The sequence below is a fragment of the Alteromonas gracilis genome, assembly GCF_002993325.1.
Taxonomy (GTDB): Bacteria; Pseudomonadota; Gammaproteobacteria; order Enterobacterales; family Alteromonadaceae; genus Alteromonas; species Alteromonas gracilis.
Map to the genome: position 1 here is coordinate 65,252 of NZ_PVNO01000002.1, position 26,700 is coordinate 91,951.

At 44.8% G+C, this 26,700-nt stretch carries 19 protein-coding genes; 6 read left to right on the plus strand and 13 right to left on the minus strand.

Features of this window, described 5'->3' with window-relative positions:
• Nucleotides 1–68: 68 nt before the first annotated feature.
• From C6Y39_RS01055 to gltB, 11 genes are all read right to left on the minus strand, one after another.
• The gene (locus C6Y39_RS01055) at nucleotides 69–1,427 is read right to left on the minus strand and encodes an NAD(P)/FAD-dependent oxidoreductase (RefSeq protein ID WP_105929482.1); all 1,359 of its coding nucleotides are present in this window, start codon (nucleotides 1,425–1,427) and stop codon (nucleotides 69–71) included.
• A gap of 33 nt (nucleotides 1,428–1,460) precedes the next feature.
• Nucleotides 1,461–2,060 (minus strand): GNAT family N-acetyltransferase, encoded by a 600-nt coding sequence (locus tag C6Y39_RS01060; protein ID WP_240618779.1) that lies wholly within the window; start codon nucleotides 2,058–2,060, stop codon nucleotides 1,461–1,463.
• Nucleotides 2,057–2,458: a DUF2721 domain-containing protein gene (locus tag C6Y39_RS01065; protein WP_105929483.1), complete on the minus strand. Its 402-nt coding sequence runs from the start codon at nucleotides 2,456–2,458 to the stop codon at nucleotides 2,057–2,059. Before C6Y39_RS01065 ends, C6Y39_RS01060 begins: the two co-directional genes overlap by 4 nt.
• Before the next feature lie 161 nt (nucleotides 2,459–2,619).
• Nucleotides 2,620–3,024: a rhodanese-like domain-containing protein gene (locus C6Y39_RS01070; protein ID WP_105929484.1), complete on the minus strand. Its 405-nt coding sequence runs from the start codon at nucleotides 3,022–3,024 to the stop codon at nucleotides 2,620–2,622.
• A gap of 58 nt (nucleotides 3,025–3,082) precedes the next feature.
• Entirely contained in the window at nucleotides 3,083–4,009 is a 927-nt protein-coding gene (locus C6Y39_RS01075; protein WP_240618780.1) for a cobalamin-binding protein, read from the minus strand.
• Nucleotides 4,010–4,111: 102 nt separating this feature from the next.
• Nucleotides 4,112–5,056 (minus strand): cobalamin biosynthesis protein CobD/CbiB, encoded by a 945-nt coding sequence (locus C6Y39_RS01080; RefSeq protein WP_105929485.1) that lies wholly within the window; start codon nucleotides 5,054–5,056, stop codon nucleotides 4,112–4,114.
• A gap of 1 nt (nucleotide 5,057) precedes the next feature.
• Nucleotides 5,058–5,759 carry a 5'-methylthioadenosine/adenosylhomocysteine nucleosidase gene (locus tag C6Y39_RS01085; protein WP_105929486.1) on the minus strand — a complete coding sequence of 234 codons (702 nt, stop codon included), beginning with the start codon at nucleotides 5,757–5,759 and terminating at the stop codon, nucleotides 5,058–5,060.
• Nucleotides 5,760–5,925: 166 nt separating this feature from the next.
• Nucleotides 5,926–6,513, minus strand: coding sequence for a DUF2726 domain-containing protein (locus tag C6Y39_RS01090; protein ID WP_105929487.1), 588 nt, complete (start codon nucleotides 6,511–6,513; stop codon nucleotides 5,926–5,928).
• Between the two features lie 204 nt (nucleotides 6,514–6,717).
• On the minus strand, nucleotides 6,718–7,131 hold the full coding sequence (locus tag C6Y39_RS01095; protein WP_105929488.1) for a hypothetical protein: 414 nt from the start codon (nucleotides 7,129–7,131) through the stop codon (nucleotides 6,718–6,720).
• 190 nt (nucleotides 7,132–7,321) lie between these two features.
• Complete coding sequence (locus tag C6Y39_RS01100; RefSeq protein WP_105929489.1) at nucleotides 7,322–8,737, minus strand: FAD-dependent oxidoreductase; 1,416 nt, start codon at nucleotides 8,735–8,737, stop codon at nucleotides 7,322–7,324.
• 13 nt (nucleotides 8,738–8,750) lie between these two features.
• A complete protein-coding gene (gene gltB, locus C6Y39_RS01105; protein WP_105929490.1) occupies nucleotides 8,751–13,217 on the minus strand; it encodes a glutamate synthase large subunit in 4,467 nt (1,488 codons plus the stop codon).
• Nucleotides 13,218–13,893: 676 nt separating this feature from the next.
• On the opposite strand from gltB, the gene C6Y39_RS01110 reads away from it, so the two are divergent.
• The 4 genes from C6Y39_RS01110 (at nucleotide 13,894) to C6Y39_RS01125 (ending at nucleotide 19,769) form a co-directional block, all read left to right on the plus strand.
• On the plus strand, nucleotides 13,894–14,841 hold the full coding sequence (locus C6Y39_RS01110) for an N-acetylmuramoyl-L-alanine amidase (protein WP_105929491.1): 948 nt from the start codon (nucleotides 13,894–13,896) through the stop codon (nucleotides 14,839–14,841).
• A 143-nt stretch (nucleotides 14,842–14,984) separates the two neighbouring features.
• Entirely contained in the window at nucleotides 14,985–17,339 is a 2,355-nt protein-coding gene (gene arcB / locus C6Y39_RS01115) for an aerobic respiration two-component sensor histidine kinase ArcB (protein ID WP_105929492.1), read from the plus strand.
• A 172-nt stretch (nucleotides 17,340–17,511) separates the two neighbouring features.
• On the plus strand, nucleotides 17,512–18,066 hold the full coding sequence (locus C6Y39_RS01120) for a PH domain-containing protein (RefSeq protein ID WP_105929493.1): 555 nt from the start codon (nucleotides 17,512–17,514) through the stop codon (nucleotides 18,064–18,066).
• Nucleotides 18,066–19,769, plus strand: a complete 1,704-nt coding sequence (locus tag C6Y39_RS01125; protein ID WP_105929494.1) for a PH domain-containing protein — start codon at nucleotides 18,066–18,068, stop codon at nucleotides 19,767–19,769. The genes C6Y39_RS01120 and C6Y39_RS01125 overlap by 1 nt, the downstream gene beginning before the upstream one ends.
• A 104-nt stretch (nucleotides 19,770–19,873) precedes the next feature.
• Here C6Y39_RS01125 and C6Y39_RS01130 read toward each other — a convergent pair whose 3' ends face one another.
• The gene (locus C6Y39_RS01130; protein WP_105929495.1) at nucleotides 19,874–21,082 is read right to left on the minus strand and encodes an AGE family epimerase/isomerase; all 1,209 of its coding nucleotides are present in this window, start codon (nucleotides 21,080–21,082) and stop codon (nucleotides 19,874–19,876) included.
• A gap of 12 nt (nucleotides 21,083–21,094) precedes the next feature.
• Nucleotides 21,095–22,396 carry an MGH1-like glycoside hydrolase domain-containing protein gene (locus tag C6Y39_RS01135; protein ID WP_105929496.1) on the minus strand — a complete coding sequence of 434 codons (1,302 nt, stop codon included), beginning with the start codon at nucleotides 22,394–22,396 and terminating at the stop codon, nucleotides 21,095–21,097.
• Nucleotides 22,397–22,590: 194 nt separating this feature from the next.
• Here C6Y39_RS01135 and C6Y39_RS01140 point away from each other — a divergent pair, with 194 nt between their 5' ends.
• A complete protein-coding gene (locus C6Y39_RS01140; RefSeq protein ID WP_105929497.1) occupies nucleotides 22,591–25,041 on the plus strand; it encodes a TonB-dependent receptor in 2,451 nt (816 codons plus the stop codon).
• A gap of 84 nt (nucleotides 25,042–25,125) precedes the next feature.
• Nucleotides 25,126–26,697: a sodium:solute symporter family protein gene (locus C6Y39_RS01145; RefSeq protein WP_105929498.1), complete on the plus strand. Its 1,572-nt coding sequence runs from the start codon at nucleotides 25,126–25,128 to the stop codon at nucleotides 26,695–26,697.
• Nucleotides 26,698–26,700 lie beyond the last annotated feature (3 nt).

The following is a 26,700-nucleotide window of genomic DNA, read 5'->3' on the forward strand; positions in this document are numbered from 1 at the left end:
GTTTACTCCGTCAAAGAAGAAGTGACTAAAGTAGCCTAATTTATAGTCAGCATGCAATGTAAACGTTGCTAGCGTTCTGCAAATTTCGCCCATTGATAAAGGCCATGCAGGGCGAGCCTTCTCGCTTTCGCAAAAGGGTAGGTTTTAAGTGGTGAACAATAAAGGGGAAGGGATAAATCGACGTCACAGGAACCGAGCATACGTTGAGCGAGTCTTTGCCCAGCAAATGCGGCAAAGGAAACCCCCGAACCGCAGTATCCCATGGCATAAGCGATAGTACAGCCAGAGCGGTGTATATTATTGTTGCTAGCGTCATTGTCGACGAAAATTCGGGGCATACTGTCTAATGACACACTCACCCAGCCACTCCAAAAATAATCCATGGCAATACTATTTAGCGCTGGAAAACTTTTTACCATGGCGTTATAGAGACGCTGCTTTTCTGAGGAGTTGTCGGCACCTTTTCCAGTTACCGCGCCACGACCACCGAATAGTAGGCGTCCGTCGGGTAATACACGATAATAGTATTTCATCATTCGTGTATCCATAAAACTCATTGGCGCAGTTAGACCAGTTTGCGCACGCTGTTCTTCATTCATTGGAGCAGTGACAAAAATGCTCGACTGAACAGGGAATTGCTTATTATCTACGGCGTCGTGAAAGCGCTTAGGGGTATAAGCGTTAGTGGCAATTAGTATGTGTTTGGCTGATACAGAGCCGTTCGGGGTTGTAACTACATATCCTGTCTTATGCTTCTCGATATGGGTGGCAGGAGAGTCATAGTAAAGCGAAGCGCCAAGTGCTTTTGCTACTCGCGCATACTCGCTTACCAGTTTTAACGGATGTAAACACGCTCCATTTACTTCAACTCCTCCGAAAGCCCCCTTAATGCCGAAGCGAGAAGTGAGATCCTCTTGACTAAGTAGGGTACTTGCTACGTTGAACTGAGATTCATGGTGCTTTGCGCTATCGCACAGTAGGTTGGCTTGTTTTGGGCTGTGAGCAAGTTTCAAATAGGGCCCTTTAACTAGGTCTACGTGCATATCAAAGTCTGCAATACGTTGATTGAGTAGATTTACCGCGCCATCAAATTCAGCCTGCATACCTTTAGCAACCGCGTATCCCCATCTATTTTCGATGGCACTTAACGATAGACGACCGCTTCCAGAAAGAATGAAACCGCCATTGCGACCTGCGCAGCCAAAACCCAATGAATTTGCGTCGAGCAGTGCTACCTGTTGACTAGCTTCAGCAAGCGTCATTGCAGCCGATAGCCCAGTATATCCACCTCCAATAACAAGGTAATCTGAACTTATATCTTTACTTAACGGTGGCAGCGTTTCAAGTTTGTGAGTGGCATGCCAGTAGCTTTCGGCTAGGGGCAGAGATGGTGAAACGCCGTGGGAAACTAAAGGGTCGTAAGGCATAAGAAACAAAAAGTAGTAAATACCCGATAAAGCTTAAAATTCAAGAAGCATTTCTGCGCCTTCACATTCGCAATATTCCGTGCATACGGGGCAGTCGTAGCCTTCATGAATAGAAGCATAGCGCCATTTATTGGGGTGTTTTTTTATTAGCTGCCCGCCATTTTTGGTGAAATACTTAAAAGCGCTATTGCCGGGGCTAGCCAGCCAAATGTGTGCTAATCCCGCATCTGCGCCTTGTGCCTTTGCGCACTCAATAGACTTATGCAGTAATTCGCTCCCAATTCCTTTACCTTGCATGTCAGGGTCAACAGTGTTGCACTTAAAGTAGCAAACATTTTCAGCTGTCGCAGGCCACAAGGATGGCGTGCACCATTCGTCGCTTTGCCATTGGTTGTGAGCAAAGGTTAAACGAAAACCAACCACGTTATTTTGATTCAGCGCCACCCAACTAGCGTTGATATCGCCTACAAAGCTTTTTGCATAATAATCGGCTAGCAAATCATTGGTAAGATAGTTGTCGCCATGCACCTTATTACCCAGTGAAATTACACCAGCAAAGTGGATTGGCGAGAGTGGCGCATAGGTTATATCAAATTGCGCCAAAACGGTTTGATGCATAGGGGCTGACTTCATGACTTCTCTTTACTTGGAGTATGCTTTATCCCGTCCAAGTGAACATCCAAAGCCTCTACGGATATAAGTATTTCTCTCACGGACATCCACAGTGAATAAAGCAATGAAACTAGGCTTGCAGCGAAGACCCAATTGCCTACCTGCTGGTAAGTAAGATAAATGGCGAGCATCGAAACGACGCACAGAAAAAAACTCCCTACACCAGCTATTTGCATGCGTTTGATAAGTTGAATGCGTAAACGCAGGTTTTTAATTTGAGCTTGTGTATTATCGTCTCGTTCTTCTTTCGAGAAGTTTCTGATTATCGTTGCGAGCGTCAAAAAACGATTTGTATAGGCCAAAAGTAGCAATGAAATTGCGGGAAACAACATGGCTGGGGTAGCGATATCTATTTTCATAAGAGGGTTATACAATCGAAGAATAGCAAGAGTGTATCACACGCTGTTATCAACACACAGCATACAGCGTCTTAGGTAAAGTGTGCTTTATTAGAGGGGGTTGGGCAACACTAATAAGCGTTAGTAAGCAAAAATAACCGTGTACACAAGGGCCAACAAAGTTACATTCTATCGACCGTCATTCCTGCTGCACTCCAACCTAACATGTCGCCTTCCAAATGCATGACTTCAGAAAAGTCGAGGTCTTCTAATACTTTCATGGCGAGTTTGGCTCTTCTGCCAGAGCGACAATAAATGATGATAGGCTTATTCTTGTGATTTTCTAATTCGCTAAGGTAGTCGTTAATATTTTCGTGAGGCATATTTACTGCTCCTGGTATATGGCCATCTGCAAATTCTTGAGGAGAACGCACGTCGATAAGCAGCCAGTCTTTATTCGCAACGCGTTCAATGAGGTAAGGCGAGGCAGCAACAGATGCTTGTGAGGTCGCTTTTGCAGTACATTGAAGCGTTGCAAAGAGTGCAACACCGACAATAACAAGAAAAAACACAACAACGATTCGCATGCTAGAAAAACTCTTACTCTCACTTCGGAATTAGACTTAAGTATAACGCTTATGCGTTTTAGTTTATACCTTCACAAAGCAATTTTAGTTCATTTATTAAACGCAACGAAAAGCGACTGGTAACGTCAGGATCTACCACGAGCAACGGTGCGTCTAAGAAGTCACGGTGCTTGGCCCAAAAAACTTCAAGGTCTGTGCGTGTACTCTTTGACGCAGCCACTAATACGTGAGGTTGCCTCATTAAAACATCTTTTACGCTTACCTGTGGATAGTCGACAGGGCTATCGTGGAACAATGTTTGGGCTCCGCATACATTAAGCAGCTTGTTGGGCCATGCTCTCGGCCCAATAGACATAAGCGGCACCGCCCATGAATAATAGAATACGGGTTTATTGGCGGTTTTTGCGTATTTCTCTTTTAGGGCGTTGAGTTCTTTAATAAATTTATCTGTTAGTGCGTTGGCACGTTTTTCTGTACCAGTCAGTTCGGCGAGTCTGTTTATTTCTCTGGGAATGTCTTCCAAATTCTCAACGTTACTGCTAAAAACCTTAAGCCCTAGAGAGGAGAGTTTGTGAATATCCTGCGGCTTATTTCCCCCATCCCAAGCGAGGATTAGATCGGGCTCAAGGGCTATTATTGTTGCGATATCTGCACCTTGATAGTCGGCTACGCGAAGAATAGCTTTGGCTTCCTCCGGAAAGTCACTGTAATCGCTTACGCCCACAAGGTTCTTGCCTAGCCCTAAACTGAAAGCCCATTCAGTTAGGTGGGGAGCAAGGCTAACAATCTTCAATGAAGCGTTATCTTTTAACTTTATTTCATTATACGCCGTGCTACTTGTGCTAGCAGCATGTGAGAGCATGCTTATGAATGCAGCCGAGAAATATAGATATATAACGCGTAAACGAAATGCAGAGCGAAATACATTTAGCATTTTACTTTGCGTTATGTTGCTACTTTTCTGACGCATCACTACATTTCTCATTGTTTGCTGAAGCCTATAAAGTACTCGATTTATTTAATCACTGTGAATAGATAAAAGTGATCGCTTCAAGGCCATTGACTGCTTTTATCATTATAATAAGGGCTAGGTAAGGGCTAAGGCCAATAACGTAAGGGAAGCCACGGCCGTTGTTGCTAGCATTGCATACGTAATTGTAGATTTGGCAGCAATCATGTTTGAGTATTTCACATCGCCGTCGCCTCCAACTCGGGTGTAACGAAACTTCTTATCTGCGTAAATTGCCGGCCCGCCAAGCTTTATATTGAGAACGCCGCCCATTAATGCAAGAAGAACCGAGGTTTTATCTTTCACTGGTGAACGTTTTATTGCACTCACCCCCTTGATTGGATGGCTAACAAGCAGAGTTATTAATCCACCAAACAGGGCTGGTGGAAAGGTAAGCAAATAAACGAGCTTTCGCACCGGTCGGGCAAAATAAACCATGTTTGGCGTGCGATAATGCCATTGCCAAGACGTAAGTAACAGCAAACGATAGATAAGTGCACCAATTGGGCCAGTTACTACATAATAAAATATGACACCGCAGTGAAGATAAAGAAATTTCAGCCACAGAGATTCAATAGCGGCTTTAGCAATGCCAATATCAGACAAAGAGTCACATTGCCTCGCGGTCATTGTTTGCACCATCTCTCTTGCGAGAGACTTTTTATTTCTCCCCACACTTGCCAACACTCGTTTGTACTGTTGGCGCTGGTAGCCAAAATCGAGTAGCGCAATAAGAATGATGGCCTCGAAGAAAATAGGGTATTGGGCCATATAGACCAAAATGGCAATACAAATTACCAATGGAGCAAGTAGGACAAGTGCAGCGAGAGTGCCTGAAATATAATGCTGGCTAGGGCCATAGTCGCGAGATGGTACGACTTTGCGCCCCATCTGTTGTACAAGGTAGCGCATTAGTGTTAGTGGGTGAGTTCTCTGGGGCCAGCGCCATATTGCGTCTACGGCGACGGCCAACCAAAGTACTAATAGCGACTGATATCTAGGGTCGCTAATAATGTCTGTCATCTTATTTTGCGAGGGCTTTTATCATCGCCATTACAAGCTGCGCTGAATTTTTGGCTGCCGTGTCTAAATATTCTTTGAAGCTAACCGATGATGTTTTTCCAGCAATGTCCGACAGCGAACGAATCACAAGGAATGGCGTATCAAGCATGTAGCAGGTTTGGCCTATAGCGGCGCCTTCCATTTCAACTGCTTTCATATCAGGAAATTTCTCACGTAGCTCTGCCACGGCTTCATCGCTGCCGATAAATGCATCGCCAGTACAAATTAAGCCAGTTGTCGATTGAAGCGATGTAATTGTTGCCGCAGCATTATGTGCTGCTTCCATCAGTGTGGTATCACAACGAAAATCTTCAGGCATACCGGCACATTGACCTAGCTTATAACCAAAATGAGTCAGGTCGGCATCATGGTGAATGACGTGGCTAGCAATCACCAAATCGCCAATGTTGAGGGCTTTATCAAAACCACCGGCTGAACCGGTATTCACCACAGCATCGGGGGCGTACTGCTCAATAAGCACAGTGGTGGCAAGGGCAGCAGCAACTTTACCAATACCGCATTTAACTAACACAACGTCTAAGTCGTTAAGTGTGCCTTCATAAAATGTAAGGTGCTTCCATTGCGTTTCTTTTACATCGCAAAGTGACGCTTTAAGTAGCGCAACTTCTTCGTCCATTGCACCTAAAATACCAATTTTTTTCATAACTATACCGACGATGTTGAGGGGATTTAACGGGTGAATACGCTCTAAAGTGGTTTAATTGTATAAGGAAATCTTTAAAACTGACAGAAAAATGCCTTTGTTACTGCTATTTGAGAGTAAGAAAATAGCAATGTAACAAAGGCTAGGGGAAGTTAGGCTTTTTAGATTAGGCCGCCGCGGGTCTGCTTGAACGAATTGGGCGAGTCGGTCGCTTAGTCGGCTCAGGGTTATGAGTCGGCAATTGAGCCATCTTCTGCTGAAGGCGACGGTATGGAATGAGTTTATTTTCCAAGCATTCGCGAATGTCATCTACCGTATAGCCAGATTTTACTTTAATTCTTGCGTGAGGAAGGCCAGCAGCGTCGAGCGCTCCTGTGACAAACCAGTCTTTCTGAGTTTTATAGCCTTCTTTACCTTGGCTGTGGACAAGGTCGATTGCCATAACAGGGCTCATATCGTGTTTGTTTACTAAAACAAAATCTAATTGACGGCTAGATGCTCTGCTTAACGCTTGGCTAGCCGTTTTTTTGTTGGTTGACTGTCGCACTGCAATGAGGTCGTTAAGGCGCACGCGGCACACAATTCTAAACTCTCTACCTACGGCCTGCTCAATTAGATTTAGGAACGTATGCTCCACAGGAGTAAATAATTGTGGCTTTCGTCTAAATGGAAACGCGACCCCGCCATCTGACAATTTAATGGCACCTAGCGCAACTAAAATAAGTAACATCATTAGAATAATTGCCAATTCCATCGTAACCCTCGCAAATATCAAAAAATAAAAGCCCGTGACAATTCGGTTAGTTAAGGTGCGCTAGTTTTTTGAAACTAACTCGAGCACTTTAGCTTTACCGGTGTCAGAAAAATGACACCGAGCATTGTCACCGTGTTGTACTTATCGAAATTGCAAGCCAGATGCCAACATGAGTAGTTTTACATGGCTTTTTGAACTGAGAGATTATTTACTGTTTGACGTAACCAGGATATCGACTTGAGAACCAGCATTATCGGGGCTTATTACTACCCTAATAGCCTTATCTTCAGATGTGAGTAACGTGCGCCCACTAACGGGGGAGTGAGCTTTTAGCAAGGGATGTGCGGCTTGATAGAAACCAAGCATCTCTCTTGTGGAGCGTGGAGAATGATAAACCATTACCGCTGTCATACTTTCGTCAAACGCTTGGCATTGGCGGGCCTCTTCGGAAATCTTAACTTGCTGAAATTCCGATGGGCAAGACACTAAAGTAGGTTGATTCGCAAAAGCACTCTTTGAAGCAGCGTTAACCGAAACAGTATCGCCGTAGGATGAGCCACTTGTGCTTGCGAACAATGTCAAACATAGGGCGAGTTTTTTAATGTCTAAGTTCTTCATAAATAGCGTTTTGCGTAGTTTAATTCTTATTTGAATTTAGAATACTAGAGCCGTTGGTCCAGTACATCAACTAAACCTTGGTCTATTAACGTATGTTCTCAGCAGTTTTCGTATTTTCTGGGCACGCTAAAACAAAAAAGCTCGATAGTCAGACTATCGAGCTTTTCGTTACCGGTTATTTTAGTGCTGGTTAAACGCCGATGTAGTCCATAATGCCTTCTGCGGCTTTACGACCTTCATCAATAGCAGTAACAACCAGATCACTACCACGTACCATATCGCCACCAGCAAACACCTGGGGATGAGAAGTTTGGAAGGCGAACTTACCTGCTGAAGGGGCGCGTACGCGTCCTTTTTCATCAAGCATGATGCCGAAATCTCCGAACCATGGTGCCGGGCTTGGTTGGAAGCCAAACGCAATGATAACTGCATCCGCTTCAAGTACGTGCTCTGAACCTTCTACTTCCACAGGGCGACGACGACCATTGGCATCTGGTGGCCCCATTTCTGTCTTAACGAGCTTAACGCCACAAGCCTTACCGTTTTCATCAACAGCAATATCTAGCGGCTGGAGGTTAAATTTAAACTCTACACCTTCTTCCTTTGCGTTAACTACTTCTCGGCGTGATCCGGGCATGCTCTCTTCGTCACGACGGTAAGCGCAGGTTACCTGTGCAGCGCCTTGACGGATTGACGTACGAACACAGTCCATGGTGGTATCACCACCGCCTAATACAACTACGCGCTTGCCTTTCATATCAATGAAATCAGAGGGGGATTTTTCAAGGCCCATTACGCGATTGGTATTAGCGATAAGGAAAGGTAGGGCTTCGTAAACACCTTCAACGTGCTCGTTGTCAAAGCCGCCTTGCATCGACTTGTAGGTACCCATGCCAAGGAAAACAGCATCGTATTTATCAAGCAAGTCTTGGAACTGGATGTCTTTACCGATTTCGGTATTAAGTACGAACTCAACACCCATCTCGGTAAAGATTTGGCGGCGTAGTTTAATTACGTCTTTCTCTAATTTGAAAGACGGAATACCAAACGTAAGTAGGCCACCGATTTCTTCGTATTTGTCGTAAACAACAGGTTTAACGCCGTTACGAACCAGAATATCAGCACATGCAAGGCCAGCAGGACCTGCACCCACGATAGCCACTTTTTTGTCGGTCCATACCACGTCAGACATGTCTGGGCGCCAACCCATTTTAAACGCAGTATCAGTAATATACTTTTCAATACTACCGATGGTGACCGCACCAAAATCGTCATTCAGCGTACAAGCGCCTTCGCAGAGCCTGTCTTGTGGGCAAACGCGGCCACACACTTCAGGCAAGCTGTTAGTTTTATGCGAAAGCTCTGCGGCTTCTAAAATTCGGCCTTCGTTAGCCAAGCTCAACCACTGAGGAATGTAGTTGTGCACGGGGCACTTCCATTCGCAATAAGGGTTACCGCAGTCCAAGCAGCGATCTGCTTGGCCTTCGGTTTGAGATTGGCTAAGCGGCTGATAAATTTCCGCGAACTCATGTTTGCGTACCATGATCGGCTTTTTCGGCGGATCGATACGTTCAACATCGACAAATTGATATACGTTCTTTGCCATAAACTAAATCCTCCTACTGAGCCTGAATGCGTAATTCAGCACTTGAACGACTGATGTGACCAAGCAAGTTTTTCACATCACTGGTTTTTGGCTTAATAAGCTTGAAGCGTTTCAGCGTTGCGGCGAAATCAGTAAGCAACGATAACGAATGCTCGCTTCCTGTTTCTTCGTAATGCTGATTAATTAAGCCACGTAAGTGCTCAGCAAGAATTGCTTTATCTTCAATTGACATAACATCGACCAGTTCGGCATTCACACGGTTGTCAAGATCGTCGCCATCATCCATAAGATAGGCAAAACCACCTGTCATACCAGCACCGAAGTTAACACCAACCGGACCAAGAACAGCCACAATACCGCCTGTCATATACTCACAGCCGTTATCGCCAATACCTTCCACTACCGCAATGGCACCAGAGTTACGTACGCCAAAGCGCTCACCGGCACGGCCAGCAGCAAACAGCTTACCGCCGGTTGCACCGTAGAGGCAGGTGTTGCCCATAATGGCACTGTCGTGGGCGTCATATGAGATGTCGCGAGGCGGATGAATAACCAGCTTACCGCCTGTCATACCTTTACCTACGTAATCGTTGGCATCGCCTTCAAGGTGCATGTGTAAACCGCCAGCATTCCATACGCCAAAGCTTTGACCTGCTGTGCCAGTAAGTTCAACCTTGATAGGTGTATCTTCAAAGTCATGGTTACCGTGATGTTTAGCTATTTCACCCGATAGCAATGCGCCTACAGAGCGGTCTGTGTTGCGAATTGGGTATTTAAGTGTAATCGACTTGCCATCGACCACAGCTTGCTGACCGTCTTTGAGCATCTGGGCATTTAGCTCGCCTTTATCAATTGGCGCGTTAGTCGTTTGCGAGCAGAATAAACGCGTGTGCTCACCTGCTTTAGGCTGCGCTAGCAATGGAGACAAATCTAAACGGTTTTGCTTAGCAGTAATGCCATCTAGCACCTTAAGTAGCTCTGTGCGACCAACAAGGTCGTCGAACTTAGCAATACCCATCGACGCCATGATTTCACGTACTTCCTGAGCAATGAACTTAAAGTAGTTCATTACCATATCAGGTAGGCCGATGAAGTGGTCGTCACGCAGCTTTTGATCCTGCGTTGCTACACCGGTTGCACAGTTGTTTAGATGACAAATACGCAGATATTTACAACCTAACGCAACCATTGGGCCTGTACCAAAGCCAAAGCTTTCCGCACCTAAGATACCTGCTTTTACAACATCAAGACCGGTTTTCAAACCACCGTCGGTTTGAACGCGTACCTTGTGGCGTAGTCCATTTTCGATAAGTGCTTGCTGAGTTTCAGACAAACCTAATTCAAATGGGCTACCTGCGTATTTAACTGATGTTAGCGGGCTAGCACCTGTACCGCCGTCGTAACCTGAAACGGTGATAAGGTCGGCATAAGCTTTTGCTACGCCCGTTGCGATCGTACCTACACCCGGCTCAGATACTAGCTTAACTGATATAAGCGCCGTTGGATTAACCTGTTTTAAATCGAAAATTAGCTGCGCTAAATCTTCAATTGAATAGATATCGTGGTGTGGAGGCGGTGAAATAAGAGTTACACCCGGCACAGAGAAACGTAGCTGTGCGATGTACTTATTTACCTTGTCGCCTGGAAGCTGACCACCTTCACCGGGTTTTGCACCTTGTGCCACTTTAATTTGAATAACGTTAGCGTTAACCAAATAGTGAGGCGTTACACCAAAACGACCTGATGCAACCTGCTTAATTTTAGAGTTCTTTTCAGTACCAAATCGAGAAGGGTGTTCACCACCTTCGCCCGAGTTAGACTGACCGCCCAACCGGTTCATGGCAATCGCTAGCGCTTCATGGGCTTCAGGGCTTAAAGCACCAATTGACATTGCTGCGGTATCAAAGCGAGGGAATAGATTTTCCGGTGCCTCTACTTCGCTAATATCAATAGGATCGCAATTAGGGTTGATGGCTAGCAAGTCGCGAATGTGCGCAGGCGCACGCTCGTTAACTAGCTTAGCGTATTGCTGGTAGTCGTCGTAGTTACCTGACACCACAGCCTTTTGAAGCGTACTGACTACGTCTGGGTTATAGGCGTGATATTCGCCGCCATGTACATATTTTAGCAAGCCGCCGTGGTCTATTGATTTACGCTTAAGCCACGCGACACGGTTAAGGTTAATAAGGTCTTGATGGAAGTCATCGAAGCCTGCACCTTGAATACGCGACGTCACGCCTTTGAAACAAAGCTTCATCACTTCGTTATTCACGCCCACTGCTTCAAAGAGCTTAGAGCTACGATAGCTAGCTACAGTGCTAATACCCATCTTAGACATGATCTTATACAAGCCTTTATTGATACCCTTACGGTAGTTCAACGTGGCCTGCATAGGAGAAATGTCTAGCTCGCCTTTTTCGCAAAGCTGTTCGATAGTTTCGTATGCTAGGAATGGGTAAACCGCGGTTGCACCCAAGCCGATAAGTACGGCGAAGTGATGCGGATCGCGGGCGCTTGCCGTTTCAACAACAACGTTCGCGTCGCAGCGCAGTGACTTTTCTACCAAACGGCGCTGAACGGCACCCACTGCCATTGCAGCAGGGATAACTAAGCGGTTTTGTTTAATGTTTCTGTCAGACAGAATAACGAACGCAGCGCGTTTATTTTTAACCAGCATTTCTACTTCGTTACATACGCGCTCAATGGCTTTCTTCAAACCTTCTTGCGGTGCATATTGAAGCTCTACCACTTCAGAGTAGTAGTTGTCTGGGTTAAATTCACGCAGCTGTTTAAGGTCGGTATACATCAATATTGGCGAGTCGAACAATACGCGGTCAGCGTAACCTGACGTTTCACTAAATACGTTTTGTTCACGTCCAATACAGGTTGCCAGCGACATTACGTGATTCTCACGTAGCGGATCGATAGGCGGGTTAGTAACCTGTGCAAACTGTTGACGGAAATAGTCATAGATTGTGCGCTGACGTGATGACATAACCGCCATTGGCGTGTCGTCACCCATTGAACCAACGGCTTCTTGACCGTCTTTCGCGAGCACTTTCACAACCTGCTGAATTTCTTCGTAGCTATAGGCGTGCAGCTTGTGATACACCGCCATAGCATCGTCGTCAAACACGCGCTTGCCAATTAACGACGCATCAAGCTTTTCAATTGGTGTAAGTCGACGAATATGCTTGTCTAGCCACTCTTTATAAGGGTGACGCGCTTTTAAGTCTTCATCAATTTCAGTAGAGCGCCAGATTTTGCCCGTGTAGGTATCTACAGCAAGCATTTCACCTGGGCCAACGCGCCCTTTTTCGATAACGTCGGCCTGCTCGTAATCCCAAATACCTACTTCAGAGGCAAGGGTAATGAAACCATTCTTTGTAATAACGTAACGTGCAGGGCGTAAGCCATTTCTATCTAAGTTACAGGCTACGTGACGGCCGTTAGTTAAAACGATGCCGGCAGGGCCATCCCATGGTTCCATGTGCATTGAGTTAAACTCGTAAAATGCACGAAGGTCATCATCCATGGTTTTGTTGTTTTGATAGGCAGGTGGAACAAGCAAGCGCATGGCGCGGAATAAATCCATACCACCGGCTAGGAATAGCTCAAGCATGTTATCCAGTGACGATGAATCGGAACCTTCGGTGTTAACGAATGGTGCCGCGTCTTTCAAATCCGGAATAAGTGGCGTTGAGAATTTAGCAGCACGTGCCATTGCCCAATCGCGGTTACCTTTAATAGTGTTTATTTCACCATTATGCGCAAGGAAACGGAAAGGCTGAGCTAGCGGCCAGCGTGGTAATGTGTTTGTTGAGAAGCGCTGGTGGAATACGCAGATTGCGCTTTGCATGCGCTCGTCGGCAAGATCGTGATAAAAGGCAGGCAAGTCTTTTGGCATTACCAAGCCTTTGTAGATTGTTACAAGGCCTGATAGACAAGCCACATAAAAATCGGGATCTTGTTCAAGACGCTTTTCTGCTCGGCGGCGGATCATGTACAAACGACGTTCTAGATCGCGTTTTCTCCAGCCCGCAGGTGCGTTAACGAAAACCTGTTCGATTTGCGGAACGCCCGTTAGCGCTAATTCACCCAGTACTGAGCGGTCGACAGGCACTTCGCGCCAACCCACTACTGATAATGTTTCTTTTTCTAGCTCTTCATTGAGTACTTCACGCGCGGCTTGCGCAAGCACTGGGTCCTGACTTAAGAAAATCATGCCCACGCCGTATTTTTTGCTGAGTTTCCAGCCATTTTCTTCGGCGATTGCATGGAAGAACGCATCCGGTTTCTGTAGTAATAAACCACAGCCGTCACCGGTTTTCCCGTCGGCGGCAATACCGCCACGATGCTGCATACGGTCAAGGCCGTGTATAGCAGTTGTTACCAATTCATGACTGGCTTCCCCATGAGTGTGAGCGATTAAGCCAAACCCACAGTTGTCCCGGGAATCATTGGGATTATATAAACTCATCTCTTAACTCCTTCAACCTTTTGACTGGGCAAGGTATGCGTTGCGTGTAGATGCGCCTAGGTTTGCGTATCACAACATTGTTAGACGTCTTTTAGCCTGCTAGCGTTATTGCCTACAGTGTGCGCCTTTCTTGTCGTTATTTATTATTAGAGGATTACCAGTCGTTTCCGCATTTTTATGCATTATTGCGATGCGGGCCGTACAAAATACCCACATTGAAAACTAAAATCAAACGCTAAAATTGCTCGGCTCGTTAGCTTTTAGTATAAATATAAATTAATTGTTTTATTTCAGTGGTTTACATTATTTATTTTAGGTTTGTAACAAAATTGTTATAAGCCTAAAAAATCAATTAACTGGCGCCGCCTAAACGATAATGGTTTTTATTTGTATAAACATAGTGAATAAATATGCTTTTTAATTGTTGTTTTATGTTGTCAATGGCGGGTTGGGCTGTATTTTTATTAAATTGTAAAGTTTTAGTTCCGGTTGTATAAGAAGTTTGCTATGTTGGTTAAAAAATGACCTGGTGTAAAGTTGAATATGGTGTTTATGCAATAATAGGTACTTCGACATTACACTCTGAATTGGCCGGCAAGCGAGCGTTTCGGTGAGAATTGAAGAATAAAAATTCACTGTCGTAGCGCTAGACGCGACTATTAAGGAAGATGAGATAATGCCCCTGTCCACACTGCCTAAAACTTCACTGAGGCTCACTGAACACAGACTACTAGGCGAGAACGTCAGCTTTCAATTGTCGCCAAATACTTCTGGACCATTTGAGTCTAACGCTCCTGATACCATTGTCGTTCACTTTACCGCGGGGAGCAGTTTGCAATCGTCAGTCGATGTCCTCACTAGTGCAGATAGTGGCGTTTCCGCCCATTTCGTCATTGGCCGAAACGGTGACATTGTGCAATTGCTGCCGACTAATCAAATAGCATGGCATGCTGGTGTAAGCGCTTATGCTGGAAGAACTGACTTAAACCGCTACTCAATAGGTATCGAGCTAGATAACGCGGGTCAGCTAAAGCCGAGAGACGACGGTCTCTTTGAAAGCTGGTTTGGCAAGCGTTACGATAAGAGCGAAACGATAGAAGCACTTCACCCTAATCAATCCGTTATGGGCTATTGGCATAAATATACGGATATTCAAATTGCCAAAACAGCAAGCCTTTGTCGTTTGCTTTGTGCTCACTATCCAATTTCTACATTGGTTGGACATGAAGAAATTGCGCCTTCTCGAAAGGTTGATCCCGGCCCGGCTTTTCCTATAGAAGCATTAAGAAAACTGTTGATGTTAGGTGCATATGAGCAGGAGTCGCAATCACATAAAGATAACCTAACTAATGAGATCGCTGTGCGTCAAGAAACCCATGAAAGATCTGAAAATACCGTACATAACAAAAAAGGTCGCGTGGCTAGCGTAAGCGCAAACACGTTAAATGTGCGCAAAGGGCCAAGCGCGTCATTTGCATTGGTTGATAACACGGTGCAAAAAGGCGAAGTGCTGAAGATATTAGAAACGCAAGGGGAGTGGGCTAAAGTTTCATTCACAAAAATAGGATGGGTGAACACGCAATACATTAACGAAATCTCCGAGAGATTACCGTTTGAAGGATAGTCATTCCTGCATTCCCACGCTTCGCTAGGAAACTTGCCAGCGCCTCCCGAGTGGGCAATTATCTACGCGGATTGGTATAACGCATTCCCGAAGTGGTGAAAGCCTGATAGGATAAAGGCAAAATAAGCTTCAATTTGACGTACATGCATTCAGATTCACCAAACGATTCCTGGGCAATTCGCTTTGCTCAATTTGTGCAGCGATTTGGCACGTTAAAGCTCAGCATACTATTCGTTGTGCTTTCCCTTGTGTTCACGCTTGGCGGTTCATACGTAATTCGCGTAAGCATGGGGAGTCAGGTTCAGCCTGATGATTTTATTAGTGCCGTAGTCCTTACGATGCTTTCAGCGCCATGGGTGTTGTATTTCTTTAGTGAGCTAATTAAGCAATTAGAAAACTCACGAACTAATTTGAAAGAAGTAGTAAGCCAGTTAGAAAGTTTGCGAGAAGAAGATGTGTTTCTGAACCGAGAGCTTCAGAGCAATATCAGGCAATTGAACCATGAGATAGAGCAGCGAAAACAAGCACAAGAAGAACGTGAAGCTCTGTTTAAAGACCTTGAAAGAGAAATTCAAGATAAGTCAGAACAAGAAGCCCAGGCACGACGTCTTTCAACATTACTGCGTTCAATAATTGATGCTTCTCCAGATCTCATCTACTACCGCAATGAAGAAGGCCGTTTTGCTGGCTGTAATCGCATTGCTGAACTTATGACGGGTAAAACCGAGCAAGAGCTTTTGGGGTTAACGCCGAAAGATGTGTATGAAGAAGAGCTTGCCCGCCAAATTGTTGCCAGTGATCACGAAGTATTAGAAACCAACGCCAGCATTACCGAAGAATTGTGGTTGCGCTTTGCTGATGGTCGTCGACGCTACTTCGAAATGAAGCGTGTGCCTTTCTTCGATAAAGAAGGTAATCGTCTAGGCTTGTTGTCCTTTGGTCGAGATATGACCGAGCGCAAACAAGCTGAAAATGCCGCTGCTAAGGCTAGCACGGACAAAACCCGCTTTATCGCTACCATCAGTCACGAACTGCGTACGCCACTCAATGGTATTGTTGGCTTGAGCCGCATGCTGCGCGATACAGAGTTAACCGACGAGCAATTTAGCTGGGTGAGTACCATTTACGCCAGCGCGATAACATTAGGGAACATATTCAACGATATTATTGACCTAGATAAGCTCGACAGAGACAAGCTTGAGCTAAGTCTTAAGACTATTTCACTTAAGGATTTTACTGAGGAACTGAGCAGTATTATTCGCCTGCTTGCAGGAGATAAACAACTCGACTTTAAAACCAAGATTAACGAACCGCTGCCGCGTCTTGTCGAAATAGATGGAACCCGCCTACGACAAATTTTGTGGAACATCCTATTCAACGCAGTGAAGTTTACGCAGAAAGGGCATGTGAGTTTATCGGTGTCTGCAACTAAGCCAGATGGCGATAAAGCATATGTAACGTTTGTTATAGAAGACACGGGCGTCGGTATTCCTGAAAGCGAGATAGACAAAATTTTTGCGATGTACTATCAGGTTGACCATCCCGACCATCAGTCGGCAACTGGGACCGGTATTGGTCTGGCGATTTGTAAGCAAATGGTTGACTTGATGAAGGGTGAAATTCACGTCTCAAGCCAAGTAGGTAAAGGGACTCGGTTTGAAATTGTGTTGCCTGTGCAAATTTCTAATAGCCCAATGAAAGTGGCCCAGCTAGAAGTTACCGGGCTCAATATCTTGTTGGTAGAAGATATCGAGTTGAACGTAATGGTAGCCAAAGCCTTATTAGAAAAGCTTGGTCAGAAGGTTGACGTAGCGATGACTGGGCAAGAGGCTATAGATAAAGCACGAGCCACACAATACGACCTCATACTGTTAGACATTCAGCTGCCTGACATGACAGGGTTTGACGTGGCAAGCACGTTAATTGAAGAAGACTTAGTTATGCAGACGCCTATTGTCGCGCTCACGGCTAATGTGATCAAAAAACGTGACGAGTATCTTGAAAACGGTATGGACGATGTGATTGCCAAGCCGATCAAAAAGTCACGGGTTATTGAAGTCTTTAATGAGTTATTTCATGCACCTCCTGCGCCTCTAGAAGTTGATGGGGAAGTAGAACGCCCTGAACCAAATAAAACATTAAGTAACATTTTAGATATGGACTTATTGCAGATGTTGGTTGATACCATAGGGGACGAAATGGTGCGCGCCAGCGTTAAAGTATTCCAAGAAAAAATGCCTGAGTACATGGAAATACTCCAGCTAAGCTTGAGTGCAGACGAAAAGTCAGAGGTGTGCTCACAAGCCCATAAAATTAAGGGAGCTGCTGGCTCTGTTGGTTTGGCGCGGGTGCAACGTATTGCTAACCAAATACAGCAGGGCGACCATCCAACGTGGTGGGAGAACGTGCATGATTGGGTGGAGGAGCTGCAGATGGCAGTACAGCATGATATGAAAGCACTGCACGACTGGCTTAACGAACAGCAAGTTGACGATTAACTAGCGCAGCGCGCTTTATAATGATTAATGTACAAAGAGGGCTTGCCCTCTTTTTTATTGCTTAGTTTAGAGATAAACCTTGCTCCAAGGCTTAAATTTTTTTAGATGTTTAGTAGCGTTGAGTAAACCCGTAAACCGAACGGGCTAATTTAGAGGTAAAAGGAATTTTGTAATGACGACTGACACGCCACAAGAAACCGTGTTTTCCAATAATCAGCTTAGCGTTGATGAAATACCGTCTTTTAAAACACTTGCTTTAGTACCTATATCCAAAAAGTATCGCGCGCTGAATATCTTCTCAATTGGGTTAATAGCCTTGGCGTTGACGGGGATTATCACAGGGTTGAGGTTCCAGCGTTTTTGGTCGCTACCAGAGAATCTACTTCTAGCTTACCCTTACGTTGTTGCAGGAATAGTTGCAATTGGTGGCGTATGGGCGTTGTACCATTTTTTTGCCGACGTTCGCATATTTTACGCAATACGAGAACAAGACATAAGCAAGCAGTCAGGGCTCATTTTTAGAAAACTTTCTTGCCAACCCATATTGCGTGTTCAACACGTGGAGGTAAATCGTGGGCCGCTAGACAGATGGGCCGGCCTTGCTTCACTGCAAGTGTTTTCTGCTGGTGGCGAAATGTACACGTTTGAAATTCCAGGGCTAAGCCTGTCGCGCGCAGAGCAGTTGCGTGAATTTATTCTGGCGCATAAAGATATAGGTGCACGCTAATGGCAGCGTCTGGGCCCTCTGAAAACCAAACTATAGACGTTATGCGGTCACAAGAGCCAAACGATGATGTTTCTCTATCCCTACTAAACGACGGTGAAGGGAGCAGTGAACATAGGCCTGAAGTCGAGACCGGCGGCGACTGGCAACGGCTTGCTGTTATTTCAATTTTGTATTTTACCATTCGCAACTTTACCAATATGGCGCAAGGGCTTATTTACGCCGTTCCCGCATTGGCCATTTCGTTCAACATTTGGGATAACCTTTTTTCTCCTCAAGTGCTTATTGGCGCCGGAGTCTTATTTTTGTCCACGAGTGGCAGTGGTGTAATCAGCTACTTGATGTACAAATTTCGCGTGCACAACCAGCACGTTGAAATTCATCATGGTGTATTCCAACGCCGTTATACCAACCTGCCATTGTGGCGCATTCAAAATGTTAAGATAGAAAGGCCGTTTTACTATCGTCCTTTCGGCTATGCACTCGTGGTGCTTGATACAGCGGGGAGCGGTAAGGAAGAAGCCAAAATAGTGGCGGTACCTGAAAGTTACGCGGAAGCCCTAAAAAAACAGGTGCTGTATGAAAAAGTGCAGCACATAGGAGATAACGTTGCTGGCAAGCCTGATGAGGAAATGGGAGATAAGAATTCAAGTACACAATACTCCGCTAAAATTGATACTGCAGCTGCCAGCGCCCTTACAAATGAAGAAGTGCTTAACCGCCGTTCGGTTAAAGATATTATTATTCATGGCATTACTAATAATCGTGTTTGGATCATACTGGGTGCCGCAGCGCCTTTTTATGACGACGTATTTGGCGTGGTTTCAGAATGGTTAGCAAACAAGGGGTTACAGCTTAACCAAATCGTAGGCGAACAGACGGTTGCATGGTGGCAGTTTGGACTGTATGCCTTTGTCGTGTTAATGATGATTATGGCGTTGGTGGCGCTGCTTAGTGTTGGGGGCGCGCTTTTCACCTTCTACGGCTATACGCTTTCAAGGACAGGAGACCGGTATATACGTCGCAGTGGTTTGCTTAACAAGCTTGAAGTTAGTATGCGAGCATCGCGTATACAGATGATCACGGCAAAGCAAGACTGGTTAGATAAAGTGTTGAAGCGGGTTAATTTGTATTTCGAGCAAAACTCAACCGCTGGACAGCAAATGCAAGAGCTTATGTCGCCGAATAAGCTCATAGTGCCATCAGTAACTGAAGATGAAGCCTTTGCACTTAGCCAAGAAGTAATGCCTGGCTGTGATTTGCGTGGACAGCATTATCAAACGATAAGTCGGCGCTTCATTCGATTTTGGCTGCTAGCAGCTTGGACTACTCCACTTCTCGGCATTTTCGTCGTTGGCGCAGTAACATCTCACTTAGACATTATGATTGGCGCAGTCTCTACTTTTATCATAGTGGCCCTTTTACTGACACTTAGATGGTGGCGGTGGGGAATAGCCTACGATAACAAGTACGTTTACATAAGACGGGGACGAGTAGGCGTAGACTATCAATGCTTCGAGCCCTACAAAGCGCAGCAAGTGATTGTAAAGCAGAGCATATTTATGAAAAAAAGAAAGCTTGCCACTATTAAGTTTGTGCTGGCTTCAGGAGCGGTGACGGTGCCCTTCCTACCTGAAGAGTACGTGAACAAGCTTGCTGACAGCGTGTTGTATGAGGTGGAGGCGACAAGAAAGTCTTGGATGTAATTGAGCTGGAATTAGTCAAACTCACTTTAATTACTGAGTAAAAAGCGCCGCTTTTTTAAAGGCTGGCGCTTTTAAACAATTACGTATGATTTTTAGTTAAAGCTTTATTTTTTGTAAAACTTTAGTGCATCTAGCACGTCATAGCAGGCGCCCATTGTATGATAATCCGTTTTTCCTACTGGGCTTTTAGTCTCTTCTAGCTTTTCATTGTTAGCCGATAAAATCCTGTACCAAGCGCCGTATATGTGGTCGACCATGTGCTTCCAAGAGTAATCCCAAATCCGGTTGTACCAATGCCAATATTTTTCGTTACCCGTTTCCAGCGCCAATCGGGCGGCACATGCAAATGATTCAGCTTGTACCCAAAAGTATTTATCATCATCACAAATACTATTGTCTGGAGCAAAGCCGTAGTATAAACCACCATGTGTTTCGTCCCAGCTCAACTCAATTACGGAATCGAATAGCGAGCTGGCGCGTTCAATTAACCAATCTTGTGGTTCATATTGGTGAATTTGTAACAATAGCTTTGCCCACTCAGTATGATGACCGGGCTGAAAACCCCAAGGACGAAAAAGGTTTTTAGGATCATCTTTGTTGTAATCCCAATCTACTTCCCACGTCTTCGTATAGTGTTCCCAAATTCGACCATCAGCTTTGTTTGCTTGACGAATGGTGATATTCCTTGCTAACTCTATAGCGCGATGGAGAAAAGGAGCGTAGCGTGTTGCTTCGTAAGCCGCAATCAGCGCCTCACAGCTATGCATGTTTGCATTCTGCCCACGATAATCACTGCATTGTGAAAAGTCAGCATTAAATTCGTCTTTGTATAATCCGAATTCGCTATCCCAAAAGTGCCTTTCCATAAGAGAAAACGTATCGTGAATATACTGCTCTGCCTCTTTTACCCCAGCGCGAAGTGCCCAGCTATAGGCTAAAATTACGAAGGCTAAACCGTAGCAGTGGTTAGTTGCATCAGTAATTGTGCTTTCGGTTCCATCCACAGACAGTGTCCATGCGTAGCCCTTAGTATCTTTCTGCAAATGATATTCACGTAAAAATTCAATGCCAGACTCGACACGCTCCTTATAACGTGTATCACCATACGCTATGTGAGCTCTCGCATAGTTAAAAACAAAACGTGTAGAGCTCACTAAGTGACGAGTCTTCTTGTCATAGACACTGCCGTCATCCATAAAGTTCTGATAAAAGCCGCCTGATAGAGCATCTACATTAGGCTCGTAGAAAGCCAGTATACTTTTTATATGTGAATCTAAGAATTTATTGGATGAAAAATCTGGTTGAGAAAGCATTCAAAGTTCCCCTTAACCTTTTTCTGTGGTATTTGGTAAAAGCCAGTAAAGCGCCATGGCTGCAGTCCAAGAAAAATCTGCACCACCACTACGCGCGCCGGTCTCTGCGTGGAATGACTCGTTAAAGCCGCTTTTGTAAATACACGCGCGACTTCCCTCTGTAATACGCTGAGCTTGTTGTGAGAAGCCATAGTCCTCTAGGCCTATGGCTATCATCCAATTTATATGGATCCAGATAGGGCCGCGCCAGTAACGCTGAGGTTCATAGTTGGGATCGTCAGGGTGAGTAGAAGATATGGCATATGTACTGTGTTCAAGCCATTTATCTAACACTGAAATAAGTGGTTGCGTTTGCTGCTCACTCACAAGCCCTGCGAAAAAGGGTAGTAGCCCAGCAGATGTGCGTGCTTTGCACATTGTGTTACTTCTGGTGTCGAAGCTATGAAACATGTTGGTTTCTGAACACCAAAGCTTGCTGATAGCCCCTTCAGTTAGATCCAGACGTTTTACAAGGTAGGCTGTTTGATCGTTACTTACGCCAATTTTTTCACATAGTGTCAGCAAATCTTTCGTGGCACGGTGCAGAATTGAAATAATGCTCACATCGTTTACACGATACGGACAATCTTGATAAATCAACGTATCGTCGAAATTCATCTTGCGGAAAAAATCGACAAGATACAAAAAGCGATCATACTCCTTTTTGTGAGGACGCTCGGAGGCATCTATGTGACTTGTGTCACGGCGAGTATATTCCCAGTCTACACATGGAACAGCTTCTAGTGCTGCATCCCACGCAGGGCTATTATCCATACCCGATTCCCACGGATGATAACTTACAACTAACCCTGTATTTTCAGGATCTCTCTGCTTATACCACCATAAGTGGTAATCGATAAGCTGAGGAACGATAGTTTTTATCTGAGACTCAGCAAGTGCACGATCTTCTGTCTCCTCAAACAAAATCTTGATAACGGAAGCTAGCACAGGAGGCTGTGTAATAGACGTACTATCCGGTGAGTTCTGTACGCCCCAAATATCAGGACCCGGGAAGTAAGTATCTGAATGCTTGTGGAAAACAACATGGGGCACCATTCCTGACTTCCATTGCGCGCTGAGCAATGACGTAGTTTCTTCCCAAGCTCTAGGCTCATCAAAAGGAAGCCAACCTAAAGCCACGATGGCTGAATCCCAGTTCCACTGAAATGGATACAGTCCGTGCGTAGGCACCGTATAGCCACCAAGGTCGTTTTTAATTAGCGTTGCTTTCGCTTCTTCAATGAGATGCGCATCACGGTTTTCTATATTTATCATTACTTATTACCCAATATGAGTTTTAGATTTAGCAATTATTACACAAAAATTTAAAAATAAAACCCATTTTGGGTTGAAAGTGATAAATTTGTGTTTTATTGTAAATGGGAAGTTAATCGCGAGGTGTTGTGTTCGGCAGTGTGTGAAGCCCTACTAAGACACTCTACATAATTAAAAACGGTTGGAGATACACAGTGAATAAACTACTTCTTGCGACGACGATTTCGTCGCTATTAGCTGGCAATGCAATCGCTCAGGACGCTGAAAAAACGGATGGTGCTCAAGGCGCTAAAGCTAAGAAAGAGTATGAACAAATCGTTGTTACGGGCACCAGTCGTGCTCGTTTGGTAGCGGAAACGCCGCAGTCGACTACATCTATGGGCGCGCAGGAAGTAGCGAAACTCTCGATGAGTAGCCAAGCCGATGTTCTTCGTTATGTACCGGGTATAAAGGTAGAAGGCGGTGGTGGTGAAGTCGCCACAAACTTGCAAGTACGAGGCTTACCATCATCAGGTCAGTTCCAATTTACTCCTCTACTTTATGATGGCTCACCCACTTTGAGTGCGTTTGGTCTGAACTCATCTGCATACGATGTTTACTTTAGAAACGATTTAGGTATTGAGCGTGTTGAGTTTGTGCGCGGTGGTGTATCAAACCTGTTTGGCCAAGGCTCTGTCGCTGGGGTTATTAACTACCTTTCTAAGAAAGGAACTGAACTTTCAGAAAGCACAGTGCAACTAGAGTTATCTGATAACAATCGCAAGCGTTTAGATTTTGCTACAAGCGGGCCTTTAAACGAAAAAGGTATGTATTACGCTATGTCTGGTTTTTATCGTTATGATGAAGGCCCTATTGACACAGGATTGCCTACTGAAGGCTATCAAGTTCGCGGTAACATTCATAAGGAATTTGATGATGGCAGCGGCTACTTCACTATTTACGGGCAAGCGATAAACGATGAAGTGCAGTTTTTCTTACCTCTCCCCCTTGATGCACAGAGCCGTGAGCGTGTTGCAGGAAATGACGGGCGAGAAGTAGAATCAACCCAAACCTTTTACGCATCAGGTTTATCTTATGACACTGCAGATGGACGCTATCGCACTCCGATTGAAGAGGGCGTCGCGACAAGAGGTGGCTCGGTGTCTATGGAATTCTCGAAAGATTTGGGTAATGACTATAGCATTCTTGCTAGAGCAAAGTATGCCAGTTATGACCACCAGTTCAATTTGTTCTTAGATGGCGATGGCATTATCAATGTGCCAGAGACACAAAGCGAATATCTAGCAAACCGAGGGCTTGATGAGTTAGGTACTGCAGCTTTTACTTACGCGGGAACAGACATTGCGCTACCTGAGGGCGACCTATTATTTGCAAACCGCATTCTAGATAGGGACAGACCGGCGACAGATTTCTCGTCTGAGTTGAATATTGTTAAATATCTCGATATTGGTGACTTCTCCCATAGCATTACGGTAGGTACCTTTTTCTCAAGTGCTGAGGCAGAAGACAATAATGTAATTACTCGATATCTTGGTGAGTTTAACAACCAAGCTCGTTTGGTCGATTTATCGATTACAGATGCTGATGATAATAACCTAATAGTCAGTCAAAATGGCGTAACCGGCCCAGGTATTAGTTTCTCTGATACGACCATCTCTGCACGCAGAAATGCTTTCTATATTGCTGACCAAATGCAAAGTGATGATTGGATCATTGATGTTGGTTTGCGCTGGGAAGAAATAGACGGCACGATCACACGAGAAGGTAATCAAACGGTTGTCGTTAATGACGATCCTATGCTTTATCAAGACTTACAGGTGAATGTAACGGGCAACGGTGCTTTAACTCACGGTAATGTTGATAACTCGGAACTTGCTTATTCAATAGCTGCGCTCTACAAGCTGGCCGATAATTTCAACGTTTATGCTAACTATTCAAGAGGGTTTTTCTTCCCCGAACTTCGCGGCGTTGCGTTTAATCCTAACGGTCAACCAGGACGTTACGAAAGTGAAATAGTGAAGCAAGCTGAGGTAGGTGCCAAATTCTTCTTAGATGACTTTGTGGGAACCGTAGCGTTGTTCAAAACTGATCTTGAAGACAGACGTTCTGTTGACTTTGTGAACGACGAAAACGGCGTAGCAGTTGAAGTTCCTGTTTTTCAGTCTACAGAAGCCTATGGTGTTGAAATTGTTGGTAGTTACAACATTACTGATGATTTAATCTTCGATGCTAACTTTACCTACACTGATCATGAATTTACCGAATACGATTCAGATCCTTCTGTGATTGGTAACGAGTTAAGAAGAAAGCCGAACGTAATGTTTAACTCTGCCTTGCGTTATACGCTAGATGACTGGGATATCTCTTTCTACCACAATTACCACGGTAAAAACTTTACTAACGACGCTAATTCTGTTGAGTTAGATGACTTCCACGTATTCCGTTTAGATACGGGCTATACATGGGAACTCGGGCAGAGTGAGCGACTTCGTGCAAGTATCGCTGTATGGAATCTATTTGATTCAGATGGTATTACTGAAGGGTCTCCTCGTCTAGGTAATAGCCAAACGGCAGGTGAATCTTACTTCGTAGGTCGCCCTATATTACCGCGCCGTGTGTCTTTGCGTTTGCGTTATGATTTTTAGTCGACGTTGACACTCCCCCTCGCTGATGGCTCTTAACGGAGCTATCAGCTTTTTATTTCGCGACTTGAATAATAAGAACAGCATATGAATTTTTTAGATTATATTGTAGTGATGGGTTACCTTGCCGCTTTGCTGTATATGGGGTTCGCCTTAAGACAGCAAGAAGACAAGGGGGATTATTTTCTTGGTGGCAGAACGTTAGGGTGGAAGCCGCTAACACTTTCCGTAATGGCCACACAGCTCTCTGCAATTAGCTTTATTTCTGCTCCGGCTTTTGTTGGACTGCGGGATGGTGGCGGTATGATTTGGCTGTCTTACGAGCTGGGTATTCCTATTGCTATGATCCTGCTGCTAGGTACTATCCTTCCGTCTCTATACAAGTCAGGCGTAGTCAGCATATATGACTACCTAGAGCAAAGATTCGGACGTTTAACTCGCGTTCTAATAAGCATTGTCTTCCAATTTAGCCGTGCGTTCGCAACGGGTATCATGATTTATGCAGTGTCGATTATTCTGCAAGGCACTATGGGTATTGAAGCTTGGCAGGCCGTAGTGCTTACCGGCATTATCACTGTGCTTTATTCGCTACAAGGCGGCATGAAAGCAGTAGTTTATGCTGACGCTATACAAATGGTTATCATTGTACTGGGCACCATAGCGTGCATCGTCATCGGGCTTCATGCACTGGGTGGCTTCGATGCACTGGTAGAACAGGCACCAAAAGAGCGGCTAACCGCAATCGATTTTTCTTCTTTGGGTTTTAGTGGCGATGGCTTTGGTTTTTTGCCAATGCTGTTTGGTGGGATTGTTCTTTACGCATCCTATTATGGCTGTGATCAAACACAAGCTCAGCGTGCGTTATCGGCAAGAAACGAGAATGACCTTCGGAAAATGATTGTCGCCAACGGAATTATTCGTTTTCCTATAACATTGCTGTATTGTTTTTCTGGGTTAATTGTTGGCACACTTGCGCTTACCAATACTGACTTTTTCAGTAAAATCCCTGCTGATAACCCAGACTGGTTGATGCCGACCTTTATCCTAAATTACCTTCCGCATGGGTTAATAGGGCTTTTGATTGTAGCTATCTTATCTGCCGCTATGTCGTCGTTAAGCTCAGCTATCAATTCTTTGTCGGCGGTTACCGTAGAAGACTATTGCCGCATAACCGATACAGAACTTGAGCACAAAAGTTATCTTCGCGTAGCTAAAATAACTGGTTTGATATGGGGTGGTGTTACGCTGGTTCTTTCTCTTTTTGCAGGAAACATTGCACCAACAATAATTGAAGCTATCAACAAAGTTGGTTCTGTATTTTACGGGCCTATACTCGCGCTCTTTTTACTTGCCGTAGCAAGTAAAACGCTGAGCGGACGACATGTTAATTTGGGGCTCATTGCAGGCGTGGGTACCAACGTCATTATTTGGCTATTCGTTCCAGACATTTTTTGGTTCTGGTGGAATGTCATCGGCTTTGTTGTCACCTGTGCCGTTTCAATAGTAGCACGCACTGTATGGCCTTCATCAGTATCTTCAACTGATACAAAACAGCTTGTTTTCCACTCTATTCTAACTAAAAGCGACATTTTCATATTGCTAGGCTTTTTTATTGTCATGCTAAGCGTGTGTTTACTTCTCCCTTCACTATTTTCATAAGGG

What these genes read in the sequence shown, in the direction of transcription:
- C6Y39_RS01055 (WP_105929482.1), bottom strand. Translation starts at nt 1,427, where the DNA reads ATGCCTTACGACCCTTTAGTTTCCCACGGCGTTTCACCATCTCTGCCC.
- C6Y39_RS01060 (WP_240618779.1), bottom strand. Translation starts at nt 2,060, where the DNA reads ATGAAGTCAGCCCCTATGCATCAAACCGTTTTGGCGCAATTTGATATA.
- C6Y39_RS01065 (WP_105929483.1), bottom strand. Translation starts at nt 2,458, where the DNA reads ATGAAAATAGATATCGCTACCCCAGCCATGTTGTTTCCCGCAATTTCA.
- C6Y39_RS01070 (WP_105929484.1), bottom strand. Translation starts at nt 3,024, where the DNA reads ATGCGAATCGTTGTTGTGTTTTTTCTTGTTATTGTCGGTGTTGCACTC.
- C6Y39_RS01075 (WP_240618780.1), bottom strand. Translation starts at nt 4,009, where the DNA reads ATGAGAAATGTAGTGATGCGTCAGAAAAGTAGCAACATAACGCAAAGT.
- C6Y39_RS01080 (WP_105929485.1), bottom strand. Translation starts at nt 5,056, where the DNA reads ATGACAGACATTATTAGCGACCCTAGATATCAGTCGCTATTAGTACTT.
- C6Y39_RS01085 (WP_105929486.1), bottom strand. Translation starts at nt 5,759, where the DNA reads ATGAAAAAAATTGGTATTTTAGGTGCAATGGACGAAGAAGTTGCGCTA.
- C6Y39_RS01090 (WP_105929487.1), bottom strand. Translation starts at nt 6,513, where the DNA reads ATGGAATTGGCAATTATTCTAATGATGTTACTTATTTTAGTTGCGCTA.
- C6Y39_RS01095 (WP_105929488.1), bottom strand. Translation starts at nt 7,131, where the DNA reads ATGAAGAACTTAGACATTAAAAAACTCGCCCTATGTTTGACATTGTTC.
- C6Y39_RS01100 (WP_105929489.1), bottom strand. Translation starts at nt 8,737, where the DNA reads ATGGCAAAGAACGTATATCAATTTGTCGATGTTGAACGTATCGATCCG.
- gltB (WP_105929490.1), bottom strand. Translation starts at nt 13,217, where the DNA reads ATGAGTTTATATAATCCCAATGATTCCCGGGACAACTGTGGGTTTGGC.
- C6Y39_RS01110 (WP_105929491.1), top strand. Translation starts at nt 13,894, where the DNA reads ATGCCCCTGTCCACACTGCCTAAAACTTCACTGAGGCTCACTGAACAC.
- arcB (WP_105929492.1), top strand. Translation starts at nt 14,985, where the DNA reads ATGCATTCAGATTCACCAAACGATTCCTGGGCAATTCGCTTTGCTCAA.
- C6Y39_RS01120 (WP_105929493.1), top strand. Translation starts at nt 17,512, where the DNA reads ATGACGACTGACACGCCACAAGAAACCGTGTTTTCCAATAATCAGCTT.
- C6Y39_RS01125 (WP_105929494.1), top strand. Translation starts at nt 18,066, where the DNA reads ATGGCAGCGTCTGGGCCCTCTGAAAACCAAACTATAGACGTTATGCGG.
- C6Y39_RS01130 (WP_105929495.1), bottom strand. Translation starts at nt 21,082, where the DNA reads ATGCTTTCTCAACCAGATTTTTCATCCAATAAATTCTTAGATTCACAT.
- C6Y39_RS01135 (WP_105929496.1), bottom strand. Translation starts at nt 22,396, where the DNA reads ATGATAAATATAGAAAACCGTGATGCGCATCTCATTGAAGAAGCGAAA.
- C6Y39_RS01145 (WP_105929498.1), top strand. Translation starts at nt 25,126, where the DNA reads ATGAATTTTTTAGATTATATTGTAGTGATGGGTTACCTTGCCGCTTTG.